The 26,424-nt window shown below is 66.3% G+C and carries 20 protein-coding genes, 1 pseudogene and 1 riboswitch; of the genes and pseudogenes, 9 read left to right on the top strand and 12 right to left on the bottom strand.

Annotation, left to right across the window (positions count from 1 at the left end):
- Window positions 1-21 precede the first annotated feature (21 nt).
- Window positions 22-231: riboswitch (cobalamin riboswitch) on the top strand.
- A 163-nt stretch (window positions 232-394) separates the two neighbouring features.
- The 3 genes and pseudogenes from Q0897_RS04020 to cbiB all read left to right on the top strand — a co-directional run bounded on the left by Q0897_RS04020 (window position 395) and on the right by cbiB (window position 4,748).
- Entirely contained in the window at window positions 395-2,326 is a 1,932-nt protein-coding gene (locus tag Q0897_RS04020; protein ID WP_299307697.1) for a TonB-dependent receptor, read from the top strand.
- A gap of 5 nt (window positions 2,327-2,331) precedes the next feature.
- Window positions 2,332-3,871, top strand: a pseudogene (locus tag Q0897_RS04015) (cobyric acid synthase).
- Window positions 3,804-4,748: an adenosylcobinamide-phosphate synthase CbiB gene (cbiB, locus tag Q0897_RS04010; RefSeq protein ID WP_366519897.1), complete on the top strand. Its 945-nt coding sequence runs from the start codon at window positions 3,804-3,806 to the stop codon at window positions 4,746-4,748. The pseudogene Q0897_RS04015 and the gene cbiB overlap by 68 nt, the downstream one beginning before the upstream one ends.
- A gap of 24 nt (window positions 4,749-4,772) precedes the next feature.
- On the opposite strand, the gene Q0897_RS04005 is transcribed toward cbiB, so the two are convergent.
- The 6 genes from Q0897_RS04005 to Q0897_RS03980 all read right to left on the bottom strand — a co-directional run bounded on the left by Q0897_RS04005 (window position 4,773) and on the right by Q0897_RS03980 (window position 10,797).
- The gene (locus Q0897_RS04005; protein ID WP_299307692.1) at window positions 4,773-5,708 is read right to left on the bottom strand and encodes a calcium/sodium antiporter; all 936 of its coding nucleotides are present in this window, start codon (window positions 5,706-5,708) and stop codon (window positions 4,773-4,775) included.
- A 23-nt stretch (window positions 5,709-5,731) separates the two neighbouring features.
- Window positions 5,732-7,180, bottom strand: a complete 1,449-nt coding sequence (locus Q0897_RS04000) for an ATP-binding protein (RefSeq protein ID WP_299307690.1) — start codon at window positions 7,178-7,180, stop codon at window positions 5,732-5,734.
- 82 nt (window positions 7,181-7,262) lie between these two features.
- Window positions 7,263-8,129, bottom strand: a complete 867-nt coding sequence (locus Q0897_RS03995) for an oxygenase MpaB family protein (protein WP_299307688.1) — start codon at window positions 8,127-8,129, stop codon at window positions 7,263-7,265.
- 27 nt (window positions 8,130-8,156) lie between these two features.
- Window positions 8,157-8,960, bottom strand: a complete 804-nt coding sequence (locus Q0897_RS03990) for an SDR family NAD(P)-dependent oxidoreductase (RefSeq protein WP_299307687.1) — start codon at window positions 8,958-8,960, stop codon at window positions 8,157-8,159.
- Between the two features lie 2 nt (window positions 8,961-8,962).
- On the bottom strand, window positions 8,963-10,144 hold the full coding sequence (locus Q0897_RS03985) for a zinc-dependent alcohol dehydrogenase (protein WP_299307686.1): 1,182 nt from the start codon (window positions 10,142-10,144) through the stop codon (window positions 8,963-8,965).
- Window positions 10,141-10,797, bottom strand: coding sequence for an SRPBCC family protein (locus Q0897_RS03980; protein WP_299307685.1), 657 nt, complete (start codon window positions 10,795-10,797; stop codon window positions 10,141-10,143). The genes Q0897_RS03985 and Q0897_RS03980 overlap by 4 nt, the downstream gene beginning before the upstream one ends.
- 203 nt (window positions 10,798-11,000) lie before the next feature.
- On the opposite strand from Q0897_RS03980, the gene fumC reads away from it, so the two are divergent.
- Window positions 11,001-12,404 (top strand): class II fumarate hydratase, encoded by a 1,404-nt coding sequence (gene fumC, locus Q0897_RS03975; RefSeq protein WP_299307684.1) that lies wholly within the window; start codon window positions 11,001-11,003, stop codon window positions 12,402-12,404.
- Between the two features lie 11 nt (window positions 12,405-12,415).
- Here fumC and Q0897_RS03970 read toward each other — a convergent pair whose 3' ends face one another.
- Both Q0897_RS03970 and Q0897_RS03965 read right to left on the bottom strand, forming a co-directional pair.
- On the bottom strand, window positions 12,416-14,482 hold the full coding sequence (locus Q0897_RS03970; RefSeq protein WP_299307683.1) for an NAD(+) synthase: 2,067 nt from the start codon (window positions 14,480-14,482) through the stop codon (window positions 12,416-12,418).
- Window positions 14,483-14,702: 220 nt separating this feature from the next.
- Entirely contained in the window at window positions 14,703-15,524 is an 822-nt protein-coding gene (locus Q0897_RS03965; protein ID WP_299307681.1) for an SWFGD domain-containing protein, read from the bottom strand.
- Between the two features lie 274 nt (window positions 15,525-15,798).
- Between Q0897_RS03965 and Q0897_RS03960 the strand changes: the two genes are divergently transcribed.
- From Q0897_RS03960 to Q0897_RS03945, 4 genes are all read left to right on the top strand, one after another.
- Window positions 15,799-17,133, top strand: coding sequence for an amidohydrolase (locus Q0897_RS03960; RefSeq protein ID WP_299307680.1), 1,335 nt, complete (start codon window positions 15,799-15,801; stop codon window positions 17,131-17,133).
- A gap of 143 nt (window positions 17,134-17,276) precedes the next feature.
- Complete coding sequence (gene cysD, locus Q0897_RS03955; protein WP_299307679.1) at window positions 17,277-18,212, top strand: sulfate adenylyltransferase subunit CysD; 936 nt, start codon at window positions 17,277-17,279, stop codon at window positions 18,210-18,212.
- Window positions 18,212-20,152 (top strand): sulfate adenylyltransferase subunit CysN, encoded by a 1,941-nt coding sequence (cysN, locus tag Q0897_RS03950; RefSeq protein WP_299307677.1) that lies wholly within the window; start codon window positions 18,212-18,214, stop codon window positions 20,150-20,152. Before cysD ends, cysN begins: the two co-directional genes overlap by 1 nt.
- On the top strand, window positions 20,146-20,895 hold the full coding sequence (locus tag Q0897_RS03945; RefSeq protein WP_299307675.1) for a 3'(2'),5'-bisphosphate nucleotidase CysQ: 750 nt from the start codon (window positions 20,146-20,148) through the stop codon (window positions 20,893-20,895). The genes cysN and Q0897_RS03945 overlap by 7 nt, the downstream gene beginning before the upstream one ends.
- Before the next feature lie 15 nt (window positions 20,896-20,910).
- Here Q0897_RS03945 and aroQ read toward each other — a convergent pair whose 3' ends face one another.
- The 3 genes from aroQ to Q0897_RS03930 form a co-directional block, all read right to left on the bottom strand.
- The gene (gene aroQ / locus Q0897_RS03940) at window positions 20,911-21,342 is read right to left on the bottom strand and encodes a type II 3-dehydroquinate dehydratase (RefSeq protein ID WP_299307674.1); all 432 of its coding nucleotides are present in this window, start codon (window positions 21,340-21,342) and stop codon (window positions 20,911-20,913) included.
- Between the two features lie 76 nt (window positions 21,343-21,418).
- Window positions 21,419-21,817 carry a response regulator gene (locus Q0897_RS03935; RefSeq protein ID WP_299307673.1) on the bottom strand — a complete coding sequence of 133 codons (399 nt, stop codon included), beginning with the start codon at window positions 21,815-21,817 and terminating at the stop codon, window positions 21,419-21,421.
- Window positions 21,818-21,968: 151 nt separating this feature from the next.
- Complete coding sequence (locus Q0897_RS03930; protein WP_299307672.1) at window positions 21,969-24,050, bottom strand: protein-disulfide reductase DsbD; 2,082 nt, start codon at window positions 24,048-24,050, stop codon at window positions 21,969-21,971.
- 175 nt (window positions 24,051-24,225) lie between these two features.
- Between Q0897_RS03930 and Q0897_RS03925 the strand changes: the two genes are divergently transcribed.
- Window positions 24,226-25,446 (top strand): UbiH/UbiF/VisC/COQ6 family ubiquinone biosynthesis hydroxylase, encoded by a 1,221-nt coding sequence (locus tag Q0897_RS03925; protein WP_299307670.1) that lies wholly within the window; start codon window positions 24,226-24,228, stop codon window positions 25,444-25,446.
- A gap of 4 nt (window positions 25,447-25,450) precedes the next feature.
- Here the strand turns inward: Q0897_RS03925 and Q0897_RS03920 are convergent, their stop codons facing one another.
- On the bottom strand, window positions 25,451-26,416 hold the full coding sequence (locus Q0897_RS03920; protein ID WP_299307668.1) for a hypothetical protein: 966 nt from the start codon (window positions 26,414-26,416) through the stop codon (window positions 25,451-25,453).
- Between the last annotated feature and the right edge of the window lie 8 nt (window positions 26,417-26,424).

Below are 26,424 nucleotides of genomic sequence, written 5' to 3'. Positions count from 1 at the left end.
GACAAGCTGCGCGCGCTTTCGCAATGGCTGCGCGCAGACGGTGCTGCGCATGCGAAATCATGTGGAAGCTAAGAGGGAAGCCGGTGCGATGCCGGCGCTGTGCCCGCAACTGTAGGCCGGGAGCCTCGAGCCAACATGTCACTGGCAATGCCTTTCGCAGGCATGCCGGGAAGACGGTTCGAAGGCGTTGATCGGTGAGCCAGGAAACCTGCCGTCGCGTCGTTCGTCCGGGGCCGGGTCCAGCCCACAGGGACAGGAAAGTTTCTTTCCGAAGTAGCGACAGCCTGGCCGGTTTCCGGTGCCGCGGGTCCATGACCTGTCGGCAGGCCTTTGTTGTCGAACGAACCGCGTGGGTATCGGGGCCCTCGCGCGGGCCTTGCTTTGGACGTTTCCCATGATTTTCAATTTCCGTCTTCTGGCCGCCGCATCGGTGCCCGCACTTCTTGCCGCCAATGCCGCCTCGGCACAGATGGTGACGCCATCGCCCGTGGATCTGCCGCGCGGCGACGCGATTTCGCAGGATACCATCGTGGTCACCGCCAATCGCACCGAACGCGCGATCAGCCAGGTCGGCCAGTCGGTCACCGTCATCGCCGAACCGGAAATCATCGCCCGCCAGCCCAGCGACGCGCTCGACGTGTTGCGCACCGTGCCGGGCGTGACCTTCACCCGGAACGGCGGGATCGGCACCAATGCCGGCGTGTCGATCCGCGGCGCGGACAGCGACCAGACCGTCGTGCTGATCGACGGGGTGAAGCTCAACGATCCGGCGTCGACCGGGGGCGGGTTCAATTTCGGTCCGCTGCTCATGGGCAATATCGCGCGGGTCGAGGTCGTGCGCGGATCGCAATCGGTGCTTTACGGAAGCCAGGCAATCGGCGGCGTGGTCAATCTCATCACCCGTGCATCGGGGGACGAGCCGGCCATGTTCGCAAGCGCGCAATACGGATCGCGCGACACGGTCGAACTCGTCGGCAATGTGTCGGGCCGGGCGGGGCCCGTGGGCGCGAGCCTTGGCGCGACCTATCTGCGCACCGATGGCATCTCGGCCTTCAGCGAGGCGCGGGGGGGAAGCGAGAAGGACGGTTTTGAAAGCATCGGCGTCAATGGCAAGCTGGACATTGCGCTCGCCAGCAATCTCTCGCTCGACCTGCGGGGCTTCTATGCCGATAGCGAGGTTGGCATCGACGGGTTCCCGGCGCCGCTCTACGCCTTTGCCGACACGCTGGAAATTTCGCATCGCGAGGATTTCGTGGGTTATGCCGGGCTCAATGCCGCGTTCTTCGACGGGCGGTTCCGCAACCGGCTCGGCTTCGCCTACACCAATATCGACCGCCGCAATGTCGATCCCAGCCTTGAGGGCGAGACCGAAACCTTCGCCGCACAGGGCGAAAATCGGCGCTTCGAATATCAGGCGATCGTCGATGCCGCCGATTTTGCCGAGCTGGTCTTCGGGGCGGAGCGCGAGGAATCCGAATATGACAGCGCGCCCAACGCCGCCGACGTCGCCATCAACAGCGCCTATGGCCAGGTGAACCTGACGCCGGTGCGCGGCCTGTCGCTCACAGGCGGGGTGCGCCGTGACGATCACGAGACATTTGGCGGGGCGACGACCTTCGCGGCGAGCGGGGCCTATTCTCCCAACGCCGGCGCGACGGTGCTCCGCGCCAGCTATGGCGAGGGGTTCAAGGCACCCTCGCTGTTTCAGCTTTACAGCGATTACGGCAATGGCGCGCTGCTGCCGGAACGGGCGGAAAGCTGGGACGTGGGCTTGACGCATAGCTTCCTCGGCAATCGCGCGGAGGTTGGCGTCACCTATTTCGAGCGGTCCTCGACGAACCTCATCGCCTTCGTCTCCTGTTTCGGGAACCCGGTGGCGATCTGCGCCGATCGGCCCTCCGGAACCTATGACAATATCGCGCGGGCGAGCGCCGATGGCTGGGAATTCGGGGTGGCGCTGCGCCCGGTTGACGGTTTCGACGTCGCGCTCAATTACAGCATCGTGGACGCGTTCGACGACATGACCGGCAACCGCCTCGCCCGGCGGGCGCGGGACAAGGCCAGCCTCGTCCTCGATTACCGCACGCGCGGCGGCATCGGGCTTGGCGCGACCGTGCTGATGGTGGGGGACAGTTTCGACAATGCGGCGAACACGCGCAGCCTCGACGGCTATGTGGTGAGCGACATCCGCGCAAGCTATGCGCTGACCGACAGGCTGAAGCTGTTCGGGCGGGTCGAAAACCTGTTCGACGCCGAATATGAAACGATATTCCGCTATGGACAACCGGGGCGCATGGCCTTTGGCGGCGTGCGTTACCGGATGTAGGCGCCATGACAGGCCGCGCGATCATGCTGCAGGGCACAGGGTCCGACGTGGGCAAATCGGTGCTCGTCGCCGGGCTGTGCCGGATCGCGCGGCGGCGCGGCCTCTCGGTCGCGCCGTTCAAGCCGCAGAACATGTCGAACAATGCCGCCGCCTGTGCCGGCGGTGGCGAGATCGGCCGGGCGCAGGCGTTGCAGGCGCGGGCCGCCGGGATCGCGCCGACGACCGACATCAACCCGGTCCTCCTCAAGCCCGAGGGGGACCGGCGTGCGCAGCTCATCGTCAATGGCGCGGTCCTCGAAAGCGCGGAGGCGGCGCGATACATGGCCCGGCGCGGCAGCCTGCTCCCCGATGTGCTCGCATCGTTCGAACGGCTGCGCGCCGTTTACGACCTCGTCATCGTGGAGGGGGCGGGCAGCCCGGCGGAGGTGAACCTGCGCCGGGGCGACATCGCCAACATGGGCTTTGCCCGTGCCGCCGACGTGCCGGTGATCCTCGTCGGCGACATCGACCGGGGCGGGGTGATCGCCTCGCTGGTCGGAACGAAGGCGGTGATCGATGCCGATGACGCGGCGATGATCGCAGGCTTTGCCATCAACCGGTTTCGCGGCGATCCCACCCTGTTCGAGGATGGCGTTCGGTTTATCGAGGATCGCTGCGGCTGGCGCTGTTTCGGGGTGGTGCCGTGGCTGCGATCGGCCCGCGCGCTCCCGGCGGAGGATGCGGTGGTGCTCGACCATGCGGCTCCGACGCGGGACGGGGTGGTGATCGCGGTGCCGATGCTGTCGCGGATCAGCAATTTCGACGATCTCGACCCGCTGCGCGCCGAACCCGATGTCGACGTGCGGTTTATCCCGCCGGGCCACCCCATCCCGAAGGAAGCCGACGCCATCATCCTCGCCGGCACGAAATCGACATTGACCGACCTCGCCATGATGCGCGCGGAGGGGTGGGACCACGACATTCTCGCCGCATACCGGACAGGGGCGCATATCGTCGGCCTGTGCGGCGGGTTTCAGATGCTGGGCATGCGCGTCACGGACCCGGACGGGCGCGATGGCACGGGCGGCGCGGCCGACGCGCTCGGCCTGCTGGCCATGGAGACGGCGATGTCGGGGGCAAAGATCGTGCGGCCCGTCAACGGCCGCACCGCCGCGCATGGCGATGCGCTCACCGGATATGAAATCCACACCGGGCGGTCCAGCGGGCCTGCGCTTGCACACGCGTTCTGCATTCTGGACGACGGCGCGCGCGATGGCGCGGTCGCGGCTGAGGGGCGCATCATCGGCACCTATCTGCACGGCGTGTTTGCCAGCGATGCATTCCGCGCGCGCTGGCTTTCGGGCATGCGCGAGGGGCGGGTCAGCACGCTGAATTACGAGGCGGGGGTGGAGCAGGCGCTCGACATGCTGGCCGACGGGCTGGAGGCGGCGCTCGACATTGACGGGCTGTTCGCGCTGGCCCGATGACGACGCTTGCGATGAATGCGGCGGTGATGCTGGCGGCGCTTGTGCTGGAATGCGTGGTCGGCTGGCCCGATGCGCTTGATCGGCGGATCGGGCATCCGGTGCGCTGGTTCGGGTGGATCGTGACGCGGGTGGAGCCTTTTGCCAATGCGCCGGGAGCCTCCCGCACCGTGCGGATCGCGGCGGGCGGGATTTTTGCGATCGCGCTGATCGTGCTTGCGGCGGAGGTGGGGGCGGGGATCGCGCGCCTCGTGCCTGACGGAGCCTTCGGCTTTATCATTTCGGCGGTTATCGCGGCGAGCCTGCTGGCCCCTCGGTCGCTGCACGATCACGTGGCGGCGGTGGGTGCGGCGTGGCGGGACGGCGGGCTGGGCGCGGCGCGGGCGGCACTGTCGCATATCGTGGGGCGCAATACGCGGACGCTGAATGAGCGGGGGATTGCCCGTGCCGCCATCGAAAGCCTTGCCGAAAACACCTCGGACGGGGTGACGGCGCCGCTTTTCTGGGGCGTGCTGTTCGGGCTTCCGGGGCTGTTTGCGTACAAGGCGGTCAATACGCTCGATTCCATGATCGGCCACCGCAACGTGCGTTACGAGGCATTCGGAAAGATCGCGGCGCGGATCGACGACCTCGCCAATCTGGTTCCGGCGCGGGTGACGGGGGTGATCTTCGCACTCTGCGCCGGATCGGGCCGCGCGCTTGCGGCGATGGGGCGGGATGCGTCGCGCCACCGTTCGCCCAATGCCGGATGGCCGGAAAGCGCGATGGCCGGTGCGCTGAATATCCGACTGTCCGGGCCGCGCGAATATGATGGGGTGATGCGGCAAGAGCCGTGGCTGAACGCAGGTGGGCGCGATCCGGCGATGGAGGATATCGGGCGTGCGCTCGCGCTCTATCGCCGGGCGGTGGGTGTGATGGGGATCATGCTCGCCATCATCGCCGCCGCCGCGATCGTATAGGCAAAGAGCGCGCCGCCCGCGCGATCATCCCGCCGCCAGCATCGCCAGAAAACCCGCATAGGCGAGAAGAAACATCGCCGCACACCAGCGCGGCAGGCCCTTTTTCCAGTAAACGAGCATCGTCAGCACCGCCGCCGACGCCGCCATCACCACCAGGTCGAAGGGCCAGAGCTCGACCGGCACGGGTTCGCCCGAAAGCGCCATGGTCGTGCCGCCGATGAACAATATGTTATAGAGATTGGAGCCGGTCACGCTGCCCAGCGCGACCTCGGATTCGCCCTTCCGCGCGGCGGCAAGGCTCGCGACGAGTTCGGGGAGCGAGGTGCCGACGGCCACGATGGTAAGCCCGATCAGCGTCTCGCTCATCCCCGCGAGCCGCGCCAGGTCGGTCGCCCCATCGACCAGTATCCTGCCCCCGAAAATCAGCAGCACGAGCCCGATAGCCGCCCCGGCAAGCGGGCGGAACCAGCCCTGCGGCACCATATCGGGCGCCGCGCTTTCGTGCGGCGGCGGCGTGCGCTCCGCCTTGAAGCAATAGGCGATGTAGACAAGCAGAAGCCCGACCAACGCGAGGCCGAGCATCAGGCCGGAAAGGCCCGCCACCGCCACGCCGCACAGGAGGAGCGCGGCGAAAAGCCCGACCACCGGATCGCGCATGCGTCCCGCCGCCGCCACGCGGATCGGCGCGACAAGCGATGCCCCGCCGAGCACCAGCAGCGTGTTCGCGATGTTGGACCCGACGATATTGCCCCACGCGATGGCCGGCGCGCCCGCGCGCACCGCCTCGATGCTCGCGACGAGTTCGGGGGCGGAGGTTCCGAACCCCACCACGACCAGCCCGATGAACAGCGGTGCGACCCGCGCCTTTGCCGCAAGCCGCACCGCGTGCGAGACGAGCAATTCGCCCCCGCCGATCAGCAGCACGAGGCCCAGCACGATCGCAAGCACGGCATAGGTCATCGGTGGCTCCTGCCCATGATTCGTCAGACCGCCGCCGTCGTCAGGCCGAGCTTCGGCACGGTGATGGTGCGGCGGCCCGAAAAATCGGTGCGGATGACGAGCAGCTCCATACGCTCGAAATTGTCGAGGAGGCGGCGGATGCGGCCCGCGCTGCTCGTGCCGTAGATGCGGGCGAGCGTGTCGTCGTCGGGGCAGGGCGCCTCGTCCTGCGCCGCGCGCGCGATGGCGAGGAACGGGGCCAGCATATCGTCGGGCACGCTGCGCGACAACGCGACGAGCGCGGCGTGATCGTCATTGTCCACGTCGATGCCCGCCTGCGCCATGGCGAAGCGGCGGTTGAATTGCGTCATGTCGAGCCCGTGAAGCGGCGCCCGGCGCGCGCGGCATCGCAGGGTGAAATCCTGGAAAAGGGCGGCGGATGTCTGAAACGCGCTATCGGGCTCGGCCGCCATTTCGCACAGCACTTCGGCGATGATCGGGGCGACGTCGGGCGCATCGTCGGCCTGCTCTTCGGTCGGGTCCGGTGCAGTGTCCTGTATCGCGATGCGTTCGATCAGCGCGTCGGCCTGCTCGCTCGGGCTGGGCCGTGGTGGGGCGGGGGGCGGCGGTTCCGGCGTTTCGGGTGCGGCGTGGAGCAATGCCTCCATCTCCTCCGCCGAGGCCGTGGGGAGCGGCATCAGGCCCGGTGCCGCGCCGCGCGTGCCGGTGCGCACGCTCCCGATGCGGACCGATACCGGGCGGCGGGAAATTGCCGGACCCAGGCCGAGGAACATGCCCCTGTCGAGGTCGCGGATCTGCTCCGCCTGCCGCCGTTCCATGCCGAGCAGGTCGGCGGCGCGCACCATGTCGATATCGAGGAATGTCCGCCCCATCAGGAAATTGGACGCCTCCGCCGCGACATTCTTGGCAAGTTTCGCCAGCCGCTGCGTCGCGATGACCCCGGCAAGGCCGCGCTTGCGCCCTCGGCACATCAGGTTCGTCATCGCCGAAAGCGAGAGGCGGCGGGCCTCGTCGCTCACGTCGCCGCCCTGCGCCGGGGCGAACATCTGCGCCTCGTCCACGACGACGAGCGCGGGGTACCATTCCTCCCGCGGGGCATCGAAAAGCGCATTGAGGAACATCGCGGCGCAGCGCATCTGCGCCTCGACCTCCAGCCCGTCGAGCGCGAGCACGACCGAGGCGCGATGCTGCCGGATGCGGGCGGCAAGCTGCACGATTTCGGTATCGCCGTAATCCGCGCCGTCGATCACCACATGACCGAACGGTTCGGCCAGCGTGACGAAATCGCCCTCCGGATCGATGACGACCTGCTGCACCAGCCCGGCGCTTTCCTCCAGCAGGCGGCGCAGGAGGTGCGATTTGCCCGAACCCGAATTGCCCTGCACCAGCAGGCGCGTGGCCAGCAATTCCTCGATATCGATGGGAACCTTCGTATCGCGATTGTCGCTGCCGATGATGATCGAATTGCTCACCTGCCGGGCAATAGCGGGCCGCGCGCCCCAGCCAAAGCCATCGCGCCCCGCTATCCCCAGCCTATCTGCCCCGCCGGCGCCATCATTCGCGAAAGCTCCACCGAAGCGCCGCGCCCATCGCATAGGTCGCCACCCTGTTCGGCAGCGCCAAGAGCCGCCCCGGCCGCAGGTTCAGCATGGCGGGCGCCCATCGCGGCAACAGGTCGAGCGCCGCCTGGCCAAGCATGCGATGCGGCGCCGCCGAGGCGGGATTGCCACCTGCCGGCGTCAGCACGAGATCGGCGACCTCCCGCGTTTCGGGTAGCACGGCAAGCTCCCCGCGAAACGAGGCCAGCAACGCCTCTGCCGCGGCGCGCGTGTCCGGCACCGGATCGGCGCCCAGCGCGCGGGCGACATGGGCGGCCTGCGCGAAATAGATATCCTGATCCTTGGCGCTCATCCGCGGATCGACATAGCGGATATACGCATCGAGAAAGCACAACGCCTCGCACACATGGACCCAGGCGAGCAGGCGCGGATCGGACGCGCGATAGCCCGTCCCGTCGGCCAGCGTTCCGGTCACGCGCAGATGGATGCGACGAACCCGGTCGATCGCGGCCTCCGCCTCGGTGCGATCCGCATAGGTGGTGATGGCGATGAAGCGCGCCGTCCGCCGGAGCCGACCGAGCATGTCGGCGCGAAAATCCGAATGGTCGAGCACGCCGCGAAGCGCCGCGGGGTGCAGCATCTGTAACAACAAAGCGGCCATTCCGCCGACCATCATCGACACGACATCGGCATGGACGGCGCGAATGACCGAACCGGGCGGAAATAATGCGGTGTCGGACCGGATGACCGGCGTTTCCCCGCGGCTCGCGTCGTTGAACACGGCGCGAACCTGCGCGCGGAGCATGGATTTGACGACCGCAGTGGGCGCGGTGGGCGCGGCTTTGCGGCGCGCGCTCACCATCGGGGTGCGATCATGGCGGAGACTGCGTCAATCGGCGTGTTCCTTTTTGGGCTTGGCCATCTTGCGGTGCATTTCGGCCAGCATCGTATCGGGAATGACATTGGCGAACACGTCCTGAACCTTGTTCATGAAGCCCGACACCACATGCGCGTCCCCTTCGAGCAGGGCCTCGTACCCATCCTTCGCCACCTTGGCGGGGTCGGACTTGCTGTCGGACTGTCCGGCACCTGTATCTTCCATGTTCGCGCGGTCGAAGAACTGCGTATCGGTCACGCCGGGCATCAGGCAGCTGATCGTGACATTGGTGTCCTTCAACTCGTTGCGAAGGCCGAAACAGAAATCGTCGATATAGGCCTTCGTCGAATTATAGACGAGCTGATACGCGCCGGGCAAATGGCCCGCGATGGACCCGGTGACGAGGATCCGCCCCGCATCGCGTTCGCGCATCCGCTTGCCGATATAGTAGATCAGCGCCGTGGTGCCGGTGATATTGGTGTGGATGACATGCGCGATGTCCTTCCACTCCTGATCGAGGAAGGCGTGCCCCAGCCCGTGCCCTGCATTCGCGAGCAGGAAGTCCACCGGCCTGTCGCCGATTTCGGTCATCAGCGCCATGATCCCGTCCCGCGTGGCAAGGTCGCCCATGACGGTCGCGACCGACGCGGCGCCATGCTGCTTCACGATGGCCTCGGTCTCGCCCATGTCGCGGTCCGCGGCGAGGATCAGGTCGCAGCCGTCCTTCGCCGCAAGCTTCGCCAGCTCCTGCCCGATCCCGCTCGACGCGCCGGTGATCACCACCAGCCCGTGCAATTTGTCGATGTCCTTCGCCATGATCAGGCCTCCATTCCGGGTTTGAGGACGACTTTCGTCCATTCGTTCTGATTGTCGTGAAAATTCTTGTAGCCGTCCGCCGCCTGGGTGAGCGGCAGGCGATGGGAAATGAGGAAGGTGGTGTCGAGCGTGCCGTCCTCGATCTTGTCGAGGAGATCCTTGGTATAGCGTTGCACGTGCGTCTGCCCGCCGCGCAGTTGCAGCCCTTTTTCCATCATCGCGCCCAGCGGCCATTTGTCGGTCATCCCGCCATAGACGCCGGGGATCGACACGCGCCCGCCCGGACGCACGGCCAGGATCGCCTGTTTCAACGCGCTCGCCCGGTCGGCACCGATGCCCACGGTCTGCTTCACCATGTCCATCATGTTGTCATAGGCAAAGCCGTGCGCCTCCATGCCGACGGCGTCGATCACCGCGTCCACGCCGATCCCGCCCGACATTTCCATCAAGGCTTCGCGCACGTCGGTTTCGCGGAAATTGATCGTGTCGGCGCCCAGCTTTTTCGCAAGCTCCAGCCGATGGGGATAATGATCGATGGCGATCACCTTCGATGCGCCCATCACGATGGCCGACTGAATGGCGAACAGCCCGACCGGGCCGCAGCCCCACACCGCGACCGTATCGTCGGGATTGATCTCCGCATTTTCCGCCCCCATCCAGCCGGTCGGCAGAATGTCGGACAGGAAGAGCACCTTCTCATCGTCGAGATGGTCGGGAACGACGATCGGCCCGAAATCGGAGTAGGGCACGCGGACATATTCCGCCTGCCCGCCGGAATATCCTCCGGTGAGGTGGGAATAGCCGAACAGCCCCGCCATCGGGTGGCCGTAAAGCGTCGCCGATGCGTCCTGTTTCTCCGCCGGGTTGGAATTTTCACAGCAGCTGTATTGCTTGATATTGCAGTGGAAACAGCCGCCGCACGAAATGGTGAAGGGAACGACGACGCGCTGCCCTTTCTTCAACGTGCTGTTGGCGCCGGTTTCCACGACCTCGCCCATGAATTCATGGCCGAGGATGTCGCCCGACTGCACCATCGGGATGACCCCGTCGTAAAGGTGGAGGTCGGAGCCGCAGATCGCGGTGCTCGTGACCTTGATGATGGCGTCGCGGCTGTTCACGATTTCGGGGTCGTCGACGGTATCGACGCGCACGTCGTGCTTTCCATGCCAGGTGAGGGCCTTCATCGTGCATTCTCCTGCTGATATTGGGCGGCGCGGGTCTGATCCTTGCGGCGCGCGCTGGTGCTGACTTCGCCGGTTTCCATCAGCATCTTGAAGCGTTTGAGATCGTGGCGCGCCTGCACCTCGGGTTCGCGCATGAACAGCTTGGCAATGGCCTGGCCGACCTTGCCGCCCGGCGCCTTGTACGCGATGAGGAGCGAGACGCGGGTGCCGCGTTCGCCGGGCGCATCCTCGAAGGTGACGCGCCCTTCGGTGTCGATGTCCGACCCTTCGACCGAGCGCCACGCGATGAGCGTGTCCTGTTCCTCGCGCGCGATTTCGGTTTCGATGTCGACGGACTGTCCGGCGGGCGCCTTTATGGTCCACACGGCGCGGCCGCCGCTTCCCTTGGGCGTGATTTTCTCGACGTTTTCCATGAATTGGGGGAGGTTCTGAAACTCCCGCCAGAACGCGAAAAGCTCCGTGCGCGGCTTGCGGATGGTGACAGTGCGGCCGACGACCTCGTAATCGCCGAAATTGCGGCGCTGCGTCCATCCCGGCGCGCTGTCGGGGTGGTGCTTCTTCTCTCGCGTGGAAAGCCATGCGCCGACTGCCGCCGCGCCAAGCGCGATGCCCGCCCCGGCCAGCGCGCCCAGTTCCCTGTTGTCCGATTTCATGTGGAATCTCCGATGCCTGTTATCCATAGAAGCCGCCCCGCCGCCATCGTGTTCCGCCCGTCGGTCAGGGCGCCCCGTGGGTGCGACGGGGCGTGCGGCATGATCGCGCCGGGCGGCGGATCGGCGCGGCCACCGGGGAACACGGGGCGGGGGCGGCTTGTTGCCCAGAACGAAAGCATCCGACGAAAGGGGCCACAGCAGCCATGACCGAGACACGCAGCGAAACCGACACCATGGGCGCGATCGACGTTCCGGCAGACCGGCTCTGGGGCGCGCAGACGCAGCGTTCCCGCGAAAATTTCCGCATTGGCGAGGAGGTGATGCCGCGGCCCGTGACGCGCGCGCTGGGCATCGTGAAACGGGCGGCGGCGCGGACCAATCGCGATCTCGGCCTGCTGGATGCCGATCTGGCGAGCGCCATCATCCGCGCCGCGGACGAGGTCGTGTCGGGCGATCTCGATGCCGAATTCCCGCTCGTCGTGTGGCAAACGGGGTCCGGCACGCAAAGCAACATGAATGCGAACGAGGTCATCTCGAACCGCGCGAACGTGATGCTGGGCGGGAAACCGGGCGAAAAATCGCCGGTGCATCCCAATGATCACGTCAACATGTCGCAATCGTCGAACGACACGTTTCCCACCGCCATCAATATCGCCGCCGTCACCGAAATCGCCGAACGGCTGCTGCCCGCGCTGCACGCGATGCAGGAGGACCTCGCCGGAAAAGCGCGCGATTGGGACGGCATCGTGAAAATCGGCCGCACCCATACGCAGGATGCCACCCCGCTCACCCTGGGGCAGGAGTTTTCAGGCTATGCGCGGCAGGTCGAACTCGGCATCGCTCGGGTCGATAGCGTGATAGGCGGGCTCTATGATCTGGCGCAGGGCGGCACCGCGGTCGGCACCGGGCTGAACGCACCCGACGGCTTTGCAGAGGGCGTGGCCGAAGCCATTGCGGAGGATACCGGCCACCCGTTCCGCAGCGCAGCCAACAAGTTCGAAAGCCTCGCCGCGCATGATGCGCTGCTCTTCGCGCACGGGGCGCTGAACACGCTGGCGGCGAGCCTGTTCAAGATCGCCAACGATATCCGCTATCTCGGTTCGGGGCCGCGCTCGGGGCTGGGCGAGCTGGCGCTTCCCGCGAACGAGCCGGGCAGCTCGATCATGCCCGGAAAGGTCAACCCGACGCAGTGCGAGGCGATGACGCAGGTATGCGCGCAGGTGTTCGGCAATCACGCCACGCTCAGCTTCGCGGCGAGCCAGGGGCAGTTCGAGCTCAATGTCTATCGCCCGGTGATGGCGTATAATTTCCTGCAATCGGTGCGGCTGCTGGCCGACGCGGTGAACAGCTTTACCACGAACCTGCTTGCCGGGCTCGAACCGCGGGAGGACAATATCGCGAAGGGGGTCGAAAACTCGCTGATGCTGGTCACGGCGCTGGCGCCGACGATCGGCTATGACAAGGCCGCCGCCATCGCAAAGGACGCGCACACGCGCAACATCACCCTGCGCGAAGCCGCGATCGACAGCGGCCATGTCACCGGCGAGGATTACGACCGTATCGTGAAGCCCGAGGCGATGACGAAACCGGGGACGAAGCCGGGCTGAACCTCACCCCATCATTCGGGTACGTTGTCGCGCAGTTCGCGGATCCACACATCGGCGACCGAATCCGACGGCGCGCGCCAGTCGCCCCGCGGGCTAAGCGCGCCGCCCGACGATACTTTCGGCCCGTTGGGAATGGCGGACCGCTTGAACTGCGTCGATTGAAAGAAGCGCCAGCAGAACTTTTCCAGCCATTTACGAATGGTGGGAAGGTCGTATTCGTTCTTCAGCGCGTCGGGAAATTCCGCCGGCCATAGCCCGCGCTCCGCATCGCGCCACGCATGCCAGGCGAGAAAGGCGACCTTCGACGGCTTCTGTCCGAACCGCATGATGTGGTGGAGGAAGAAATCGTTGAGCTCGTACGGGCCGATCTTGCTCTGCGTGCTTTGGATCTCGCCATCATCGCCCTGCGGCACGAGTTCGGGGGAGATTTCCGTGGAGAGAATATCCTCCAGCACCTGATCCGCCGCATGGTCGAGCTGATTGGTGCGCGCGGTCCAGCGGATGAGATATTGGATGAGCGTCTTCGGCACGCCGGCGTTCACCGCGTAGTGGCTCATCTGGTCGCCCACGCCATAGGTGCACCAGCCCAGCGCCAGTTCGGACAGATCGCCCGTCCCGACGACGAACCCCGAATGATGGCCCGCCAGCCGGAACAGGTAATCGGTGCGAAGGCCCGCCTGCACGTTTTCGAACGTCACGTCATAGACCGGCTCCCCGTTGGCAAAGGGGTGGCCGATATCCTCCAGCATGCGGCGCGCGGCGGGCTTTATGTCGATCTCCTCCGCCGTGATGCCGATCGCCTTCATCAGCTTCCACGCGTTCGATTTCGTACCCTCGCTGGTCCCGAAACCGGGCATGGTATAGCCGCGGATGGTGGTGCGCGGCAGGTTCAGCCGGTCGCACGCACGCGCCGCGACTAGTAGCGCGTGAGTGGAATCGAGCCCGCCCGAAATGCCGATCACCATCGTATCGCCGCCCGTCGCCTCGAACCGGCGCATCAACCCGTCGACCTGGATATTGAACGCCTCGAAGCAATCCTCGTCGAGCTTGTCCTGGCGATTGGGGACGAAGGGAAAGCGCCGGATCGGCCGGTTCAGCCCGATGTCCCGCATGCCATTGCCAAGCGTGAATTCCACCGTCCGGAAGCGTGTCTGCGGAAGGCCGGCGTGTTCGGCGGCATCGTTGAAGGTCTGCAACCGCTGCCGGTCCTGCACGATGCGGTCGCAATCGATGTCGGCAATGCACAATTCCGCGTCGAGCGAGAAACGCTCGCTCTCTGCCAGGAGATCGCCGAGTTCGTAGATGATACCCTGCCCGTCCCAGGCGAGATCGGTCGTGCTTTCCCCGTGCCCTGCGGCGGAATAGAGATACGCCGTTTGCGTCCGGGCGGATTGCGCGCGGCACAGAAGATGGCGCTCGTCCGACTTGCCGATGGTGATGTTGCTTGCCGACAGATTGGCGATGACCGTCGCGCCAGCAAGGGCGCCGGTCGTGGAGGGCGGGCTGGCCGCCCAGAAATCCTCGCAGATTTCGGCGAACAGCTTGAAGGATGGGATGTCGGTCGCCGCGAAGATCAGATCGGTGCCGAACGGAACGCGCGTTTCGCCGATCGTGATATGCTGACCGGTGATATTGCGGCCATGCGCGAACCAGCGTTTTTCGTAGAATTCTCGGTAATTGGGCAGGAAGCTTTTCGGCACCGCGCCCAGAATGCGTCCCCTCGCCACGGGAATCGCGCAATTGTAGATGCGCCCCTCGTGGCGAAGCGCCGCCCCCACCATCAGCACCGGCGACAGCTCCGCGCTGGCCTCCGCGATCTCGCCGAGCGCGCGCTCCACCGCGTCGAGCAATGCCGTCTGCATGTGCAGATCGTCGATGGCATAGGACGTCAGGCACAATTCGGGAAAGACGAGCAGGTCGACATGTGCGTCATGCGCCCGTTTCGCCTCCTTCAATATCGCGTCGCGGTTAAAGTCGATGTCCGCCGTGCGAACCTTCGGCGTGCTCGTCGCCGCGCGGATGAAACCATGGCGATGGAGCGAGAAAAACGCATGGTCCGTCTCGGTGCTGTGGTTCATCGCTTCGTCCATCCTATGGTGTTCCTGTCCTGCGCCGGCACGCGGACCGCGCATTTTGCCGGCGCCTGTCGTGTGCGGGGCAGGAATGGACAAGTTCGCCATGCGCGGCAAGCGCCTCCTTCGCAATCCTGTCGGCACGGCGCTGCCCGTGTGACCCGTCCGTCACGAAAAAAGGCCCCGCCGTGATGGGCAGGGCCTTTGATCTCGTCATCCGAAGGGATCAGGATGCGGAGGTTTCTTCCGCCGTCCGGGTCCGGTCGTATCGCCGGTCCAGTTCCGTCACGCGCAGGTTGTTCTGCACATGGCGCACGCCGGAGATGTCGTGGACGCAATCCTCTGCCCGGCGCTTGCCGCGACGATCCTCGACCGATCCGTCGAGCGTGACCTCGGCATCCTGTACGGTGACGGTAATCTCGGACGCGTCGACGCCCCAGTCATCGGTCAGCCGGTCGCAGGCATCTTCGAGGATACGCTCGTCCGAACGCTTGTAATTCGCTGGTCCGCGCCCGGTATGGTCGCGCTCCCGGCGGCGTTCGGCATCCTCGTCGCCGAACCAGCTGGCGATTTCGTCGCCCGCCTTGTCGAAGAAACCGCGTTCCTCGTTCCTGCGGCGGTTGTGGCCCATCGTCCCGGCATAGGAGCCGCCCCCGCTGCCATAGCTGCCGCTGCCATATCCGCGGTTCTGCACACGCTCGAAATCGCGGCCGCCATAATCGTTCGAATTGAAGCTGCCGAAACGGTCGCCGCGGTTGTCGTAACGCATGGGATCGCCCGCTGTGCGTGCTCCGCTCCGGTCGTTCATGTCACGTCCGCCGCGGCGCGTCATGTCGTCACGGCCGTAGCTTTCGAAGTCATCGCGGCCGTAATCATTGTCCATTTGACGGTAACCATCGTCATAGCTGCCCTGCTGACCGTATCCGCGCTCCGCACCGTAATTGCCGGATTCGAATTGCTGCTGCTGACGGTCGTCGAAACGGTCGTAATCGCGGCTGTAGCTGCGATTGCGTTCATTCCTGCGCTCGTTGTCATAACGGTTGGCCATGGGGTGTCTCCTTTTACTGTGTCATGAAAGACGTGGACGAATATTGCTATCCGTTCGTCTTTCCCGCGTTTCAGCGGATTGTATGGTGTTTAAACGGCTGAACCGATTGATTTGTTTCGCGGTTCGTCGCAACGCTGCGCCATTTGGGCGAAGAAGCGGCGCGACACGGGATTTCGAAAGGCGATACAAGGGTTTGTCCCACCCGCCATGCGCACGCCGGAACGGACGGCAAAATCGGATTGCGGGGCGGCGCAATCGCGGTAAGGTGGCACGCATGACCATACGATCCACGCTTCGCGCGCTTTCGCTTTCCGCCGCTCTCGGCCTGACGCTGCCCGGCGTGGCATGGGCCGATACGCTCTCCGACGATCTTCAAGGCGACATGCCCGGCCTCATGGCGCTTTATCGCGATCTCCACGCGCATCCCGAATTGTCGATGCAGGAAACCCGGACCGCGGCGAAGATGGCGGGCCTCATGCGCGAGCTTGGCTATGAGGTAACGGAAAATGTCGGGCAGACCGGCGTGGTCGGCATTATGAAGAACGGTCCCGGCCCGGTGGTACTGCTGCGCGCCGACATGGACGGCCTGCCGGTGCGGGAGCAGACGGGGCTTCCGTTCGCGTCGGAGGTCACCGCGACGGCGCGGTCCGGCGTGGAAAGCGGCGTGATGCATGCCTGCGGCCACGATACGCACATGACCGGCCTGATCGGGGCGGCGCGCCTTCTGGCGGAGCGGCGTTCCGAATGGTCGGGCACGCTGATGCTCGTCGCGCAACCGGGCGAGGAAGTGGGCGAGGGGGCGGCCGCCATGCTCGACGACGGGCTGTACGACCGGTTCGGTCAGCCCGACTATGCCATCGCGTTTCACGACGCCGCCGCGCTTCCCGCAGGGGTCGTGGGCTATTCCCCGGGCTACGCGCTCGCCAATGTGGACAGCGTCGACATCACCGTGCCGGGCATCGGCGGGCACGGCGCCTATCCGCACATGACGAAGGACCCCATCGTGCTGGCGAGCAGCATCGTCATGCGGCTCCAGACGCTGGTCAGCCGGGAGCAGGACCCGCAGGATCCGGCCGTCGTCACCGTCGGCTCCATCCACGCCGGGTCGAAGCACAACATCATTTCGGACGAGGCGAAATTGCAGCTTACCGTGCGCAGCTATGGCGATGAAAGCCGCCAGGGCCTGCTCGACGGGATACGCCGCATCGTGCGCGGGGAGGCCATCGCCGCCGGCATGCCGGAGGACAGGATGCCGACCGTCACGCTCGCGGATCAGTTCACGCCCGCGACCTACAACGATCCCGCCCTCGCGACCCGCATGGCAGGCCTTTTCGAAACGCGTTTCGGTGCCGAACGCGTGGTCGAGGAACCCGCCACGATGGGCGGCGAGGATTTCAGCCGTTACCGACGCGCAGCCCCGGACGAGATTGAATCGCTGATCTTCTGGGTCGGCGGGGTGCCGATGGACCGCTGGGAGGCCGCCCAGGCGGGAACGGCGCAGCTCCCTTCGCTGCACAGCCCGTTCTGGGCACCCGATGCGGAGGCCGTCATCGCCACCGGGGCGGAGGCGCTGGCCGCCGCGGCGCTCGACCTGATGCCGCGCAGCTGAACGTGCGGCACCCGACCGGCGCCACCCCCTTCGCGCAAGTCGGGCTAAATCCCCGTTGGCGCGGCGCAATAAATTCTTGGCTGTAATGCGGAAGGCCCGCGACTAGGTTCTCGCCATCTTTTGAACAATCACGCGGGTGCGCCGTGCCCGCTGCCGATCGAAAAGCGCGACCTATGGCCAAACCCCTCACTCATCTTCAGCGTCTGGAGGCCGAAAGCATCCACATCATGCGCGAGGTCGCCGCCGAGGCGGACAACCCCGTCATGCTGTATTCGGTCGGCAAGGACAGCGCGGTGATGCTGCATCTGGCGAAGAAGGCGTTCTATCCCTCTCCGCCGCCGTTCCCGTTGATGCATGTCGACACCACCTGGAAGTTTCAGGCGATGTACGAATTGCGCAACCGTGCGGCGGAGGACGCCGGCATGGACCTCATCGTGCATCAGAATCCGGAGGCGAAGGCGCAAGGGATCAACCCGTTCGACCACGGCCCGCTCCACACCGACATGTGGAAGACGCAAGGGTTGAAACAGGCGCTCGACAAGCATGGTTTCGATGCGGCCTTCGGCGGCGCGCGCCGGGACGAGGAGAAAAGCCGCGCGAAGGAGCGTATCTTCTCCTTCCGCACGGCAACCCACGGCTGGGACCCGAAGGATCAGCGGCCCGAACTCTGGAACCTTTACAACACGCGCAAGGCCAAGGGGGAGAGCATTCGCGTGTTCCCCATCTCCAACTGGACCGAGCTCGACATCTGGCAATATATCCAGCTGGAGGGGATCGAGATGGTGCCGCTCTATTTCGCGGAAAAGCGCCCGGTGGTGGAACGCGACGGCTTGCTCATCATGGTGGACGACGACCGCTTTCCCCTGCGCGAAGGGGAGACCCCTGAAATGCGTTCGGTGCGGTTCCGCACGCTGGGCTGCTACCCGCTGACCGGCGCGGTGGAGAGCGAGGCGAGCGACCTTTCGGGCGTGATACAGGAAATGCTGCTCACCACCACGAGCGAGCGGCAGGGCCGCGCGATCGACCGGGATGCCGGGGACGCCAGCATGGAAAAGAAGAAGCAGGAGGGCTATTTCTGATGGCCGACGCGCACGACACCACCGATGCCCCCGTGTACGAGACCGATGCGCTCATCGCGAAGGACATCGACGCCTATCTGGAAACGCATCAGCATAAAACGATGCTCCGGTTCATCACCTGCGGGAGCGTGGACGACGGGAAATCCACGCTGATCGGCCGGTTGCTCTATGATTCCAAGATGATCTTCGAGGATCATCTGGAGGCACTGGAAAGCGATTCCCGCCGCGTCGGTACGCAGGGGCAGGAGATCGATTTCGCCCTCCTCGTCGACGGCCTCGCGGCGGAGCGGGAGCAGGGCATCACCATCGATGTCGCGTACCGCTTCTTCACCACGCAGAAACGCAAGTTCATCGTCGCCGACACGCCCGGCCACGAACAATATACGCGCAACATGGTCACCGGCGCATCGACCGCCGATCTCGCCGTGATCCTCGTCGATGCGCGCAAGGGTGTGCTGGTGCAGACCCGGCGGCACAGCTATCTCGCCCATCTGGTCGGCATCCGTAATGTCGTGCTGGCCGTGAACAAGATGGATCTCGTCGATTACGATCAGGCGACGTTCGATGCCATCGTCGCGGATTACCGCGAGTTTGCGAAGACCATCGGGATCGAGGATCTCACCGCCATTCCGATTTCGGGCTTCAAGGGCGACAATGTCACCGAGCCGTCCGGTAACACACCGTGGTATGCGGGGCCGTCGCTCATGGAGCACCTCGAAACGGTCAAATTGTCGAGCGATAGCGACCTTGTCAAGCCGTTCCGCATGCCGGTGCAATGGGTGAACCGGCCCAATCTCGACTTTCGCGGATTTTCCGGCCTGATCAGCGCGGGGACCGTGCGGCCCGGTGACCCCGTGCGCATCGTGCCTTCGGGCAAGACGACGAACATCGCCCGCATCGTGACGCTGGACGGCAATCTGGACGAGGCGCAGGTCGGGCAATCGGTGACGCTCACGCTCGCCGACGAGGTCGATTGTTCGCGCGGCAGCGTCATTGCCGCCGCCGAAGCACCGCCCGAAACCGCGGATCAGTTCGAGGCCACGATCGTGTGGATGGCCGACGATGCGATGCTGCCCGGCCGGTCCTACTGGATGAAGATCGGCACGCAGCAGGTGTCGGCCAGCGTGCAGGAGCCCAAATACACCGTCGATGTGAACAGCATGGACCACATGGCGGCCAAGACGCTGAATCTCAACGAGATCGGGGTCGCGGAACTCGCCACCGAACGGCCCATTGCCTTCGTCCCCTATCGCGACGAGCAGGACCGGGTGAGCCCGGCGCTTGGCGGGTTCGTGCTCATCGACAAGATGACGAACCGCACGGTTGCGGCGGGCATGCTGCATTTCGCGCTGCGCCGCTCGCAGAACGTCCATTGGCAGGCGCTCGACATCACACGCGAGGCCCGCGCCGATCTGAAGAACCAGGCGCCGAAGGTGCTGTGGTTCACCGGGCTTTCGGGATCGGGTAAATCGACGATCGCGAACCTTGTCGAGAAGCGGCTGCACCGCATGAACCGGCACAGCTTCCTCCTCGACGGGGACAATGTGCGGCACGGGCTGAACCGCGATCTCGGCTTTACCGACGCCGACCGGATCGAGAATGTGCGCCGCGTGGGCGAGGTTGCCCGGTTGATGACCGATGCCGGGCTGATCGTGATCACCGCCTTCATCTCCCCCTTCCGTGCCGAACGCGACATGGTGCGCGCGATGATGGAGGAGGGCGAGTTCATGGAAGTGTTCATCGACACGCCGCTTTCCGTGGCGGAGAAGCGCGACGTGAAGGGCCTCTATGCCAAGGCGCGGGCCGGGACGCTGAAGAATTTCACCGGCATCGACAGCCCTTACGAAGCGCCGGAAAACCCGGAAATCCGCATCGACACCACCGCGCTTTCGCCGGAGGAAGCGGCCGATCTCATCGTGGAGCGTTTGCTGGGATGGTAACGAAGGTTCGTATCGAGGACGACACCGAGCTGGCCGCGAGGCTCGCGACCACGGCGGGGCAGATCGCCGTCGCCGTGCGGGACAGCGGCTTGCTCGACGGCAAGGAGCTGGGCAGTGCAGGGGACAAGGTCGCCAATGCGTTCCTGATGAAGGCGCTGGCCGAGCAGCGACCCGAGGATGGCGTGCTTTCGGAGGAAAGCCGCGACACGCTCGAACGGCTGGACAAGGAACGCGTGTGGATCGTCGATCCGGTCGACGGCACCCGCGAATATGGCGAGAGGCGCGGCGACTGGGCCGTGCATGTCGGCCTTTCCATCGGGGGGCAGGCGGCCATCGGCGCGGTGGCGTTGCCGGGGCTGAACGTCACGATGCGGTCCGACCGGACGGAGCCCTTGCCCCCCGCGCCCGAACGGCTGCGCATGGTGGTGAGCCGCACGCGCCCGGCGAAGGAAGCGGTCCACGTGGCCGAGGCGCTCGATGCCGAGCTCGTTCCCATGGGCAGCGCCGGTGCGAAGGCGATGGCGATCCTGCGCGGGGAGGCGGATATCTACCTGCATTCGGGGGGGCAGTACGAATGGGACAATTGCGCGCCCGCCGCCGTGTGCGAGGCGTTCGGCCTCCATTGTTCGCGCATCGATGGCGCGCCGCTCCAATATAACAGGGCCGATGTCGCGCTGCCCGACCTGCTGTTCTGCCGCAAGGAGCATGCGACCCGCGTGCTGAACCTCGTCGCCGCGATGTAGCGTGCGGCGCCGCGTTCAGATCCGCTGCGCAACCGCCTCTATCGCGAGGACATAGCCCAGCGCCCCAGCGCCGCAAATGACGAGATCCGCCACGGCGGAGACGTGGCTGTGATGGCGGAAACCCTCGCGCGCGTGGATATTGGAGATGTGCACCTCCGCGATCGGCCCTGTAAAGGCGGACAGGGCATCGCGAATGGCGATGGAGGTGTGGCTGTAGGCGGCAGGATTGATGATGATGGCGGCGGCATCGTCGCGCGCCGCCTGGATCCAGTCGATCAGATCGTGTTCGGCATTGCTTTGGTGAAAGGCGATCTCGTGGCCGAGCGCGTCCGCTCTTGCGCGGCACATCCGCTCGACATCGGTAAGCGTTTCGTGGCCGTAGATGTCCGGCTCCCGCTGACCCAGGAGGTTGAGATTGGGGCCGTTGAGTACGGTGATACGCGCCATCCGGTCCGCCTTTCGCTCTTGCAACCGCAGCCTTGCGCCTAACCGATGGCGGGGGCGGGCGCAATCGCGTCGCGGTTCATTTCCTGCTCACGACCAGCTTCTGCAGCCGGGATTCCAGCGTTCCGATCGGGCATGGCTTCGTGCACACATCGGCGCGCGGGTAGCGTTCGTGCAATTCTTCTGGGCTGGCATGGCCGGAATGAAAGACGAACGGCACGGCCATGTCCCGAAGCTTGTCCGCCACCGGAAATACGGCCCCGTCGGTAAGCTGCACATCAAGCACGGCGCCGTCGGGAACGCGCGCCTCGATCGCGGCGAGAGCGCGGGCGATGCTGGGATGCGGGCCATCGACGGTAAAGCCGCAATCCTCCAGCCGATCGACGAGGTCGAAAGCGATGATCATCTCATCCTCGACGAGGAGGATATGGGGCGAGGCCGTTTCGGGCTCGCCATGATCGCCTGCTTTGATGGTCACATTCAATTGCGGTCGGCTCACCACTCGCACACTTTCATCGGCGTCTGCCCCCTGGGTCGCAGCCAGCTATTGTTAACATTCGGCAGAAAGCGAACAGGCCAACCGGGCAATTGTTCCCGCGCGGCACATTAAAAAGCGAACGCCCGTTCTTTTATCCCGGATTGGCGCCGTTTCCCGGAACCCCGTCGCGGGCGAGCGTGACCAGCGCGTCGGCCGAAAGAACCTGCGGCAGGATTTGCGGGGGCTTTCCCGGCGCGTACCAGATATAGAGCGGAACGCCCGCCGCGCCGTTTTCCGACAGGAAGCGGGCGATGGCCGGATCGCCCCGCGTGAAGTCGCCGCGCAGGACCGCCACCTCGTGATCGGCAAAGGCCTTCGCGACCGGCGCGCGGTCGATCGCGACCCGTTCATTGACCTTGCACGTCACGCACCAGTCCGCCGTGAAATAGGCGAAGACGGGGCGGCCCTCCGCGCGTGCGGCGGCCAGCGCCTCGATACTGAAGGGCTGCGTGCCGGGCAGGGCGACGGCATCCGCGGCGGCGGGCGCAGGCTCCATCCACGCGGCAAGCCCGCCGGCGCAGGCCGCGATCAACAGCGTCACGCCGGCAAGCGCCGCGACGCCGCGCCCCTTCGCCTGTCGCCGCCCCGCCATGAACAACACGGCCAGCACGCCCGCCCCGGCGATGAGCGCCATCACCGCCAGCGTCCATCCCCCCACGCGCCAGCAGAGCCAGAACAGCGCCACCCCGGTCAGCGCCATCGGCACGGCCATGGTGCGCCGGAACGCGTTCATCCACCGGCCCGGCTGCGGGATCATCGCGCGCAGGCGCGGCACGAAACCAATGGCAAGAAACGGCGCCGCCAGCCCCAGCCCCAGCGCCGCAAACAGCGCGAGTGCCGCCCACGCGGGCAAAAGCAGCGCGGCGCCCATCGCCCCCGCCATGAACGGCCCGGTGCACGGCGTCGCCACGAATGCGGCGAGCATGCCGGTCCCGAACGCGCCGCCCCCGCGCCGCTCGACCGGCACGGGGAGGACCATTTCATAAACGCCCGCCAGATTGGCGGCGATCGCGGTGACGAGGAGGAAGAGCAACACGATGGTCGCCGGTTCCTGCAACTGAAACGCCCAGCCGACCTCCTGCCCAAGCATGCGCAGGATGAGCAGCACCCCGCCAAGTGCGACGACGGTGACCAGCACGCCCGCGGTATAGGCAAGCGCCTCCGTCCGGGCGCGCCCGTCACTGTCGCCCCGCGCGCGGGCGAGGGCGACCGCCTTCAGGCTAAGCACCGGGAACACGCAGGGCATGACGTTGAGCAGCAAGCCGCCCGCAAATGCGGCGAGCAGCAGCAGCAGCAGCAGCGCCAGCGGCCCGGTCCCCGTGCCATCGGCGCGCGCCGCATTTGCGAGCGGCTCTCCCGCCGCGCCGACCGGTCCGGGTTCGAGCCGCACCGACACCCCGCGCCCGTCGTTGAGCCGGAGTACCGCACCATGCGCCCCCTCGGCCGTGGCACCCTCCCGCGCATCGGTCTCCACGATGATCCAGTCGCCCCGGCGCGAGACATCCTGCCGCGCGGCATAATCGACCACACCATCGTCGGCGAGGAACAGGTGCGGCGCGGCAAGGCTCGCCCCCGCCGCGACGGGGATCGCGGCACGCAGCCGCCCGCCGGCAATCTCGTATCGGCCCGGCTCCGCCAGCGGGGCGGGGAGCGCGGCGCGCCATGCGGCAAGGCGCGGGTCCTGCCTCGCGCGATCCGCAATGGCGAGGCGCGCGCGAAGCGTCGCCTCCTCTGGCACGCAGATCGTGTCGGTACACGCCAGCCAGCGCGCCCGTACCGCGATCGGCACGGCTTCGCCCGGCGCCATCCGCGCGGACACCGACGCCGGGACTAGCACGGCATAGCGCCCTTCGTAGACATGGTTCATCAGCCCGGAAATCAGCAGCGTCTGCGGTACCGGATATTGCGGATCGCCCACCGAAACCCCGTCCGGCAACGTCCAGTCCAACGTCATGCCATAGCCCGCATCGCCGGGGTTCGACCAATATCCGTGCCACCCGTCCGCAGGGTCCATGAGGAGCGCGATCACCGCATCCTCGCCCGGCGCGGCGGTGCCGGCAACCAGCCGCGCATCGATATTGTTGGCATGGGCCGCCCCCGGCAGCCCGCCCGCCACGAGGATGATCGAACACGCAATCCACGCGAGCAGTACGCGCAGGAAAGCCGTCGGCAACACAGGGCAAATCGACAGGCGATGATGCATGGGGGTTATCGTGTCCGGGCTCGCTGCTGCGGCGAAGAGGCGATACGGACACTTGCGTCCGCGCCCGCGCACCGCCATCAACCGCATGGCGTATCTAGGCGCGGCGCTTCGCCGTGTCCAGCATGGCGGGAACGAGGAACGAGCGATGACGAAGACAGACAGGCGCGATGTGGTGATCCTGGGCGGCGGCCTTGTCGGGACCAGCCTGGCGCTTGCGCTGGCAAAGGCGGGCATCACGAGCCATGTCCTCGACGCCGCCGATCCCGAGGCACAGCTCGCCGAGGGGTTCGACGGGCGCGCGTCGGCCATTTCCACGGCGAGCTGGAACATGTTCGCCAATATCGGCGTCGCGCCTTTGCTCGAACCTTTCGGCTGTCCGATCGAATCCATCGCGGTCAGCGATCAGCTGAAACCCGGCGAACTGCATTTCCGGCCCGAACCGGGCGAAGGCAGCCTTGGCCGCATGTTCGCCAACCGGCAGCTGCGCAAGGCCTTGTTCGACGCGATGCAGGACGAGGACGCCATCGCGTTTCATCCCCGCTCCCGCGTGACGGAACGCCGCCGCGGCCCGCATGGCGTCGCCGCCGTGCGCGACGATGGCACGCGCTTCGAAGGGAGCCTGCTCGTCGGGTCGGAAGGGCGCGGTTCGCCGACGCGCGACGAGGCGGGCCTGAAAATGGCGAAATGGGATTATCGCCACCGGGCCATCATTTGCGGCCTCGCCCATGAAAAGCCGCACGGGAACGTGGCGTGGGAAATCTTCTATCCCGAAGGGCCGTTCGCGCTTTTGCCGATGCTGGACGATGCGGATGGGCGGCATCGCACCGCGCTGGTGTGGACGGTTGCGGAAAAGGAAGCGGAAGGCTGGCTCAAGCTCGGCGACCGCGCGTTCCTTGCCGAGGCGGAGAAGCGCATGGGCGCGCTGCTCGGCACGATGGAACTGGCCTCCCCCCGGTCGTCCTATCCGCTCGGCTTTCATCACGCGCCGACGATCATCGACCACCGGCTCGCGCTCGTCGGCGATGCGGCCCACGGCATCCACCCCATCGCGGGGCAGGGGCTCAATCTCGGCCTGCGCGATGTTGCGGCGCTGGCCGAGGTGGTGGGCGATGCGATGCGGCTGGGACTGGAGCCGGGGGACGCAGAGGTGCTCAAACGCTATCAGCAATGGCGCGCACTGGACGATTTCACGGTGTCGATCGCGACCGACGGGCTGACGCGGATCTTCGGCGTGCCGGGCCGCGCCGCGTCCGCCGTGCGCCGGCTCGGCATGGGGGCGATCGAGCGGGTCAATCCGCTCAAACGCTGGTTCATGGACGAGGCGCGCGGGGTGAGCGGGACGCTGCCGGCCCTGCTTCAGCGCTGAGGGTTCAGGCGGCGGGTTCGGCGGTGCGCGAGGGGGCATCCTGCCCTTCGCTCGCGCCGTCTTCGTCCACGGGCGCATCGGCGCCCGCGGGGGAGGCGGGACTCAATTGCCGGACCGGCTGCCCGCTGCCGTCGTTGAGGTTGCGCGGTTCGAGCAACGCCGCCGTCTCGATCAGGTCGAGCGCCTCGCGCGCCGCGACATAGCGCCGCGCATCGCGGAGCCATCCCTCCGCACGTTCGGCATTGGGAAGGCTCGCGACGAGCGCGCGCGCCGATGCGACACGCCCTTCGTCGAGCAGGCGGCTCGCCCGCTCCAGCCTGCGTTCGGGGCGGGGGGACGGCGCGCTCGCCCGGCGCAGCACGAACAGATCGCCCAACTCCGCCTTCACCCGCTCCCACCCGTTCAGATCGCGCGGTTTTTCAACCGTTTCCTGCGGCAGGTTTTCGAGCCCCTGCCGCAATTGTTCGAGCGTCACCGGATCGCGCGCGGTGGCGAGTATGGTGCGCACCGCATTGGGCTGCGCATTCCCGAATCGCAGCCGCAGCTGATCGCCGAGATAGCCGAGCCGCTCGCCCCGCTCGATCAAACGGCGCGCGGCAAAGGCGATGAGCAGGCCTTCGGCGCGGGCGGCATTGCCCGACGCGGCCTCGGCCTGAAGATCGATACGGTTGAGCCGGCGTTCGAGCGCATTGAGCCGCAGGTCGATCGGCACGCCGGCGCCCGGGCCCGCCGCCATCGCCGGCGCGGTATTACCCGCGCCGTCGCCGTCGTTCGCGGCGCCCGCCTTCGTCTGCGGAGCGGCGGTGTCCTGATCGGTGGCGATCCATCCTGTGCGCCACGCGATCCACGCCGCCGCGCCCGCGCCCAGCACGAAGGCGAGAAGCACGGCAAGCACCATCCCGCGCAGCCCGGATTTGCGCGGGCTGTTCCCATTTCGCGGGCGGTCATGCGGGCGGGTCGGTTCGGTCATGCGATCGT

Source organism: uncultured Croceicoccus sp. (assembly GCF_947496385.1).
Lineage (GTDB): Bacteria > Pseudomonadota > Alphaproteobacteria > Sphingomonadales > Sphingomonadaceae > Croceicoccus.
The sequence above is the reverse complement of the archived record's forward strand: the minus strand, read 5'-3'. Positions and strand labels throughout refer to the sequence as shown.

Excerpts from the sequence above, each read along its gene's own strand:
- Q0897_RS04020 (WP_299307697.1), top strand. The coding sequence starts at position 395 with ATGATTTTCAATTTCCGTCTTCTGGCCGCCGCATCGGTGCCCGCACTT.
- Q0897_RS03990 (WP_299307687.1), bottom strand. The coding sequence starts at position 8,960 with ATGGCGAAGGACATCGACAAATTGCACGGGCTGGTGGTGATCACCGGC.
- Q0897_RS03965 (WP_299307681.1), bottom strand. The coding sequence starts at position 15,524 with ATGGCCAACCGTTATGACAACGAGCGCAGGAATGAACGCAATCGCAGC.
- Q0897_RS03925 (WP_299307670.1), top strand. The coding sequence starts at position 24,226 with ATGACGAAGACAGACAGGCGCGATGTGGTGATCCTGGGCGGCGGCCTT.
- Q0897_RS03920 (WP_299307668.1), bottom strand. The coding sequence starts at position 26,416 with ATGACCGAACCGACCCGCCCGCATGACCGCCCGCGAAATGGGAACAGC.
- Q0897_RS03945 (WP_299307675.1), top strand. The coding sequence starts at position 20,146 with ATGGTAACGAAGGTTCGTATCGAGGACGACACCGAGCTGGCCGCGAGG.
- Q0897_RS03980 (WP_299307685.1), bottom strand. The coding sequence starts at position 10,797 with ATGAAATCGGACAACAGGGAACTGGGCGCGCTGGCCGGGGCGGGCATC.
- fumC (WP_299307684.1), top strand. The coding sequence starts at position 11,001 with ATGACCGAGACACGCAGCGAAACCGACACCATGGGCGCGATCGACGTT.
- Q0897_RS03970 (WP_299307683.1), bottom strand. The coding sequence starts at position 14,482 with ATGAACCACAGCACCGAGACGGACCATGCGTTTTTCTCGCTCCATCGC.
- Q0897_RS03985 (WP_299307686.1), bottom strand. The coding sequence starts at position 10,144 with ATGAAGGCCCTCACCTGGCATGGAAAGCACGACGTGCGCGTCGATACC.
- Q0897_RS03995 (WP_299307688.1), bottom strand. The coding sequence starts at position 8,129 with ATGGTGAGCGCGCGCCGCAAAGCCGCGCCCACCGCGCCCACTGCGGTC.
- cysN (WP_299307677.1), top strand. The coding sequence starts at position 18,212 with ATGGCCGACGCGCACGACACCACCGATGCCCCCGTGTACGAGACCGAT.
- Q0897_RS04005 (WP_299307692.1), bottom strand. The coding sequence starts at position 5,708 with ATGACCTATGCCGTGCTTGCGATCGTGCTGGGCCTCGTGCTGCTGATC.
- aroQ (WP_299307674.1), bottom strand. The coding sequence starts at position 21,342 with ATGGCGCGTATCACCGTACTCAACGGCCCCAATCTCAACCTCCTGGGT.
- cbiB (WP_366519897.1), top strand. The coding sequence starts at position 3,804 with ATGAATGCGGCGGTGATGCTGGCGGCGCTTGTGCTGGAATGCGTGGTC.
- Q0897_RS03960 (WP_299307680.1), top strand. The coding sequence starts at position 15,799 with ATGACCATACGATCCACGCTTCGCGCGCTTTCGCTTTCCGCCGCTCTC.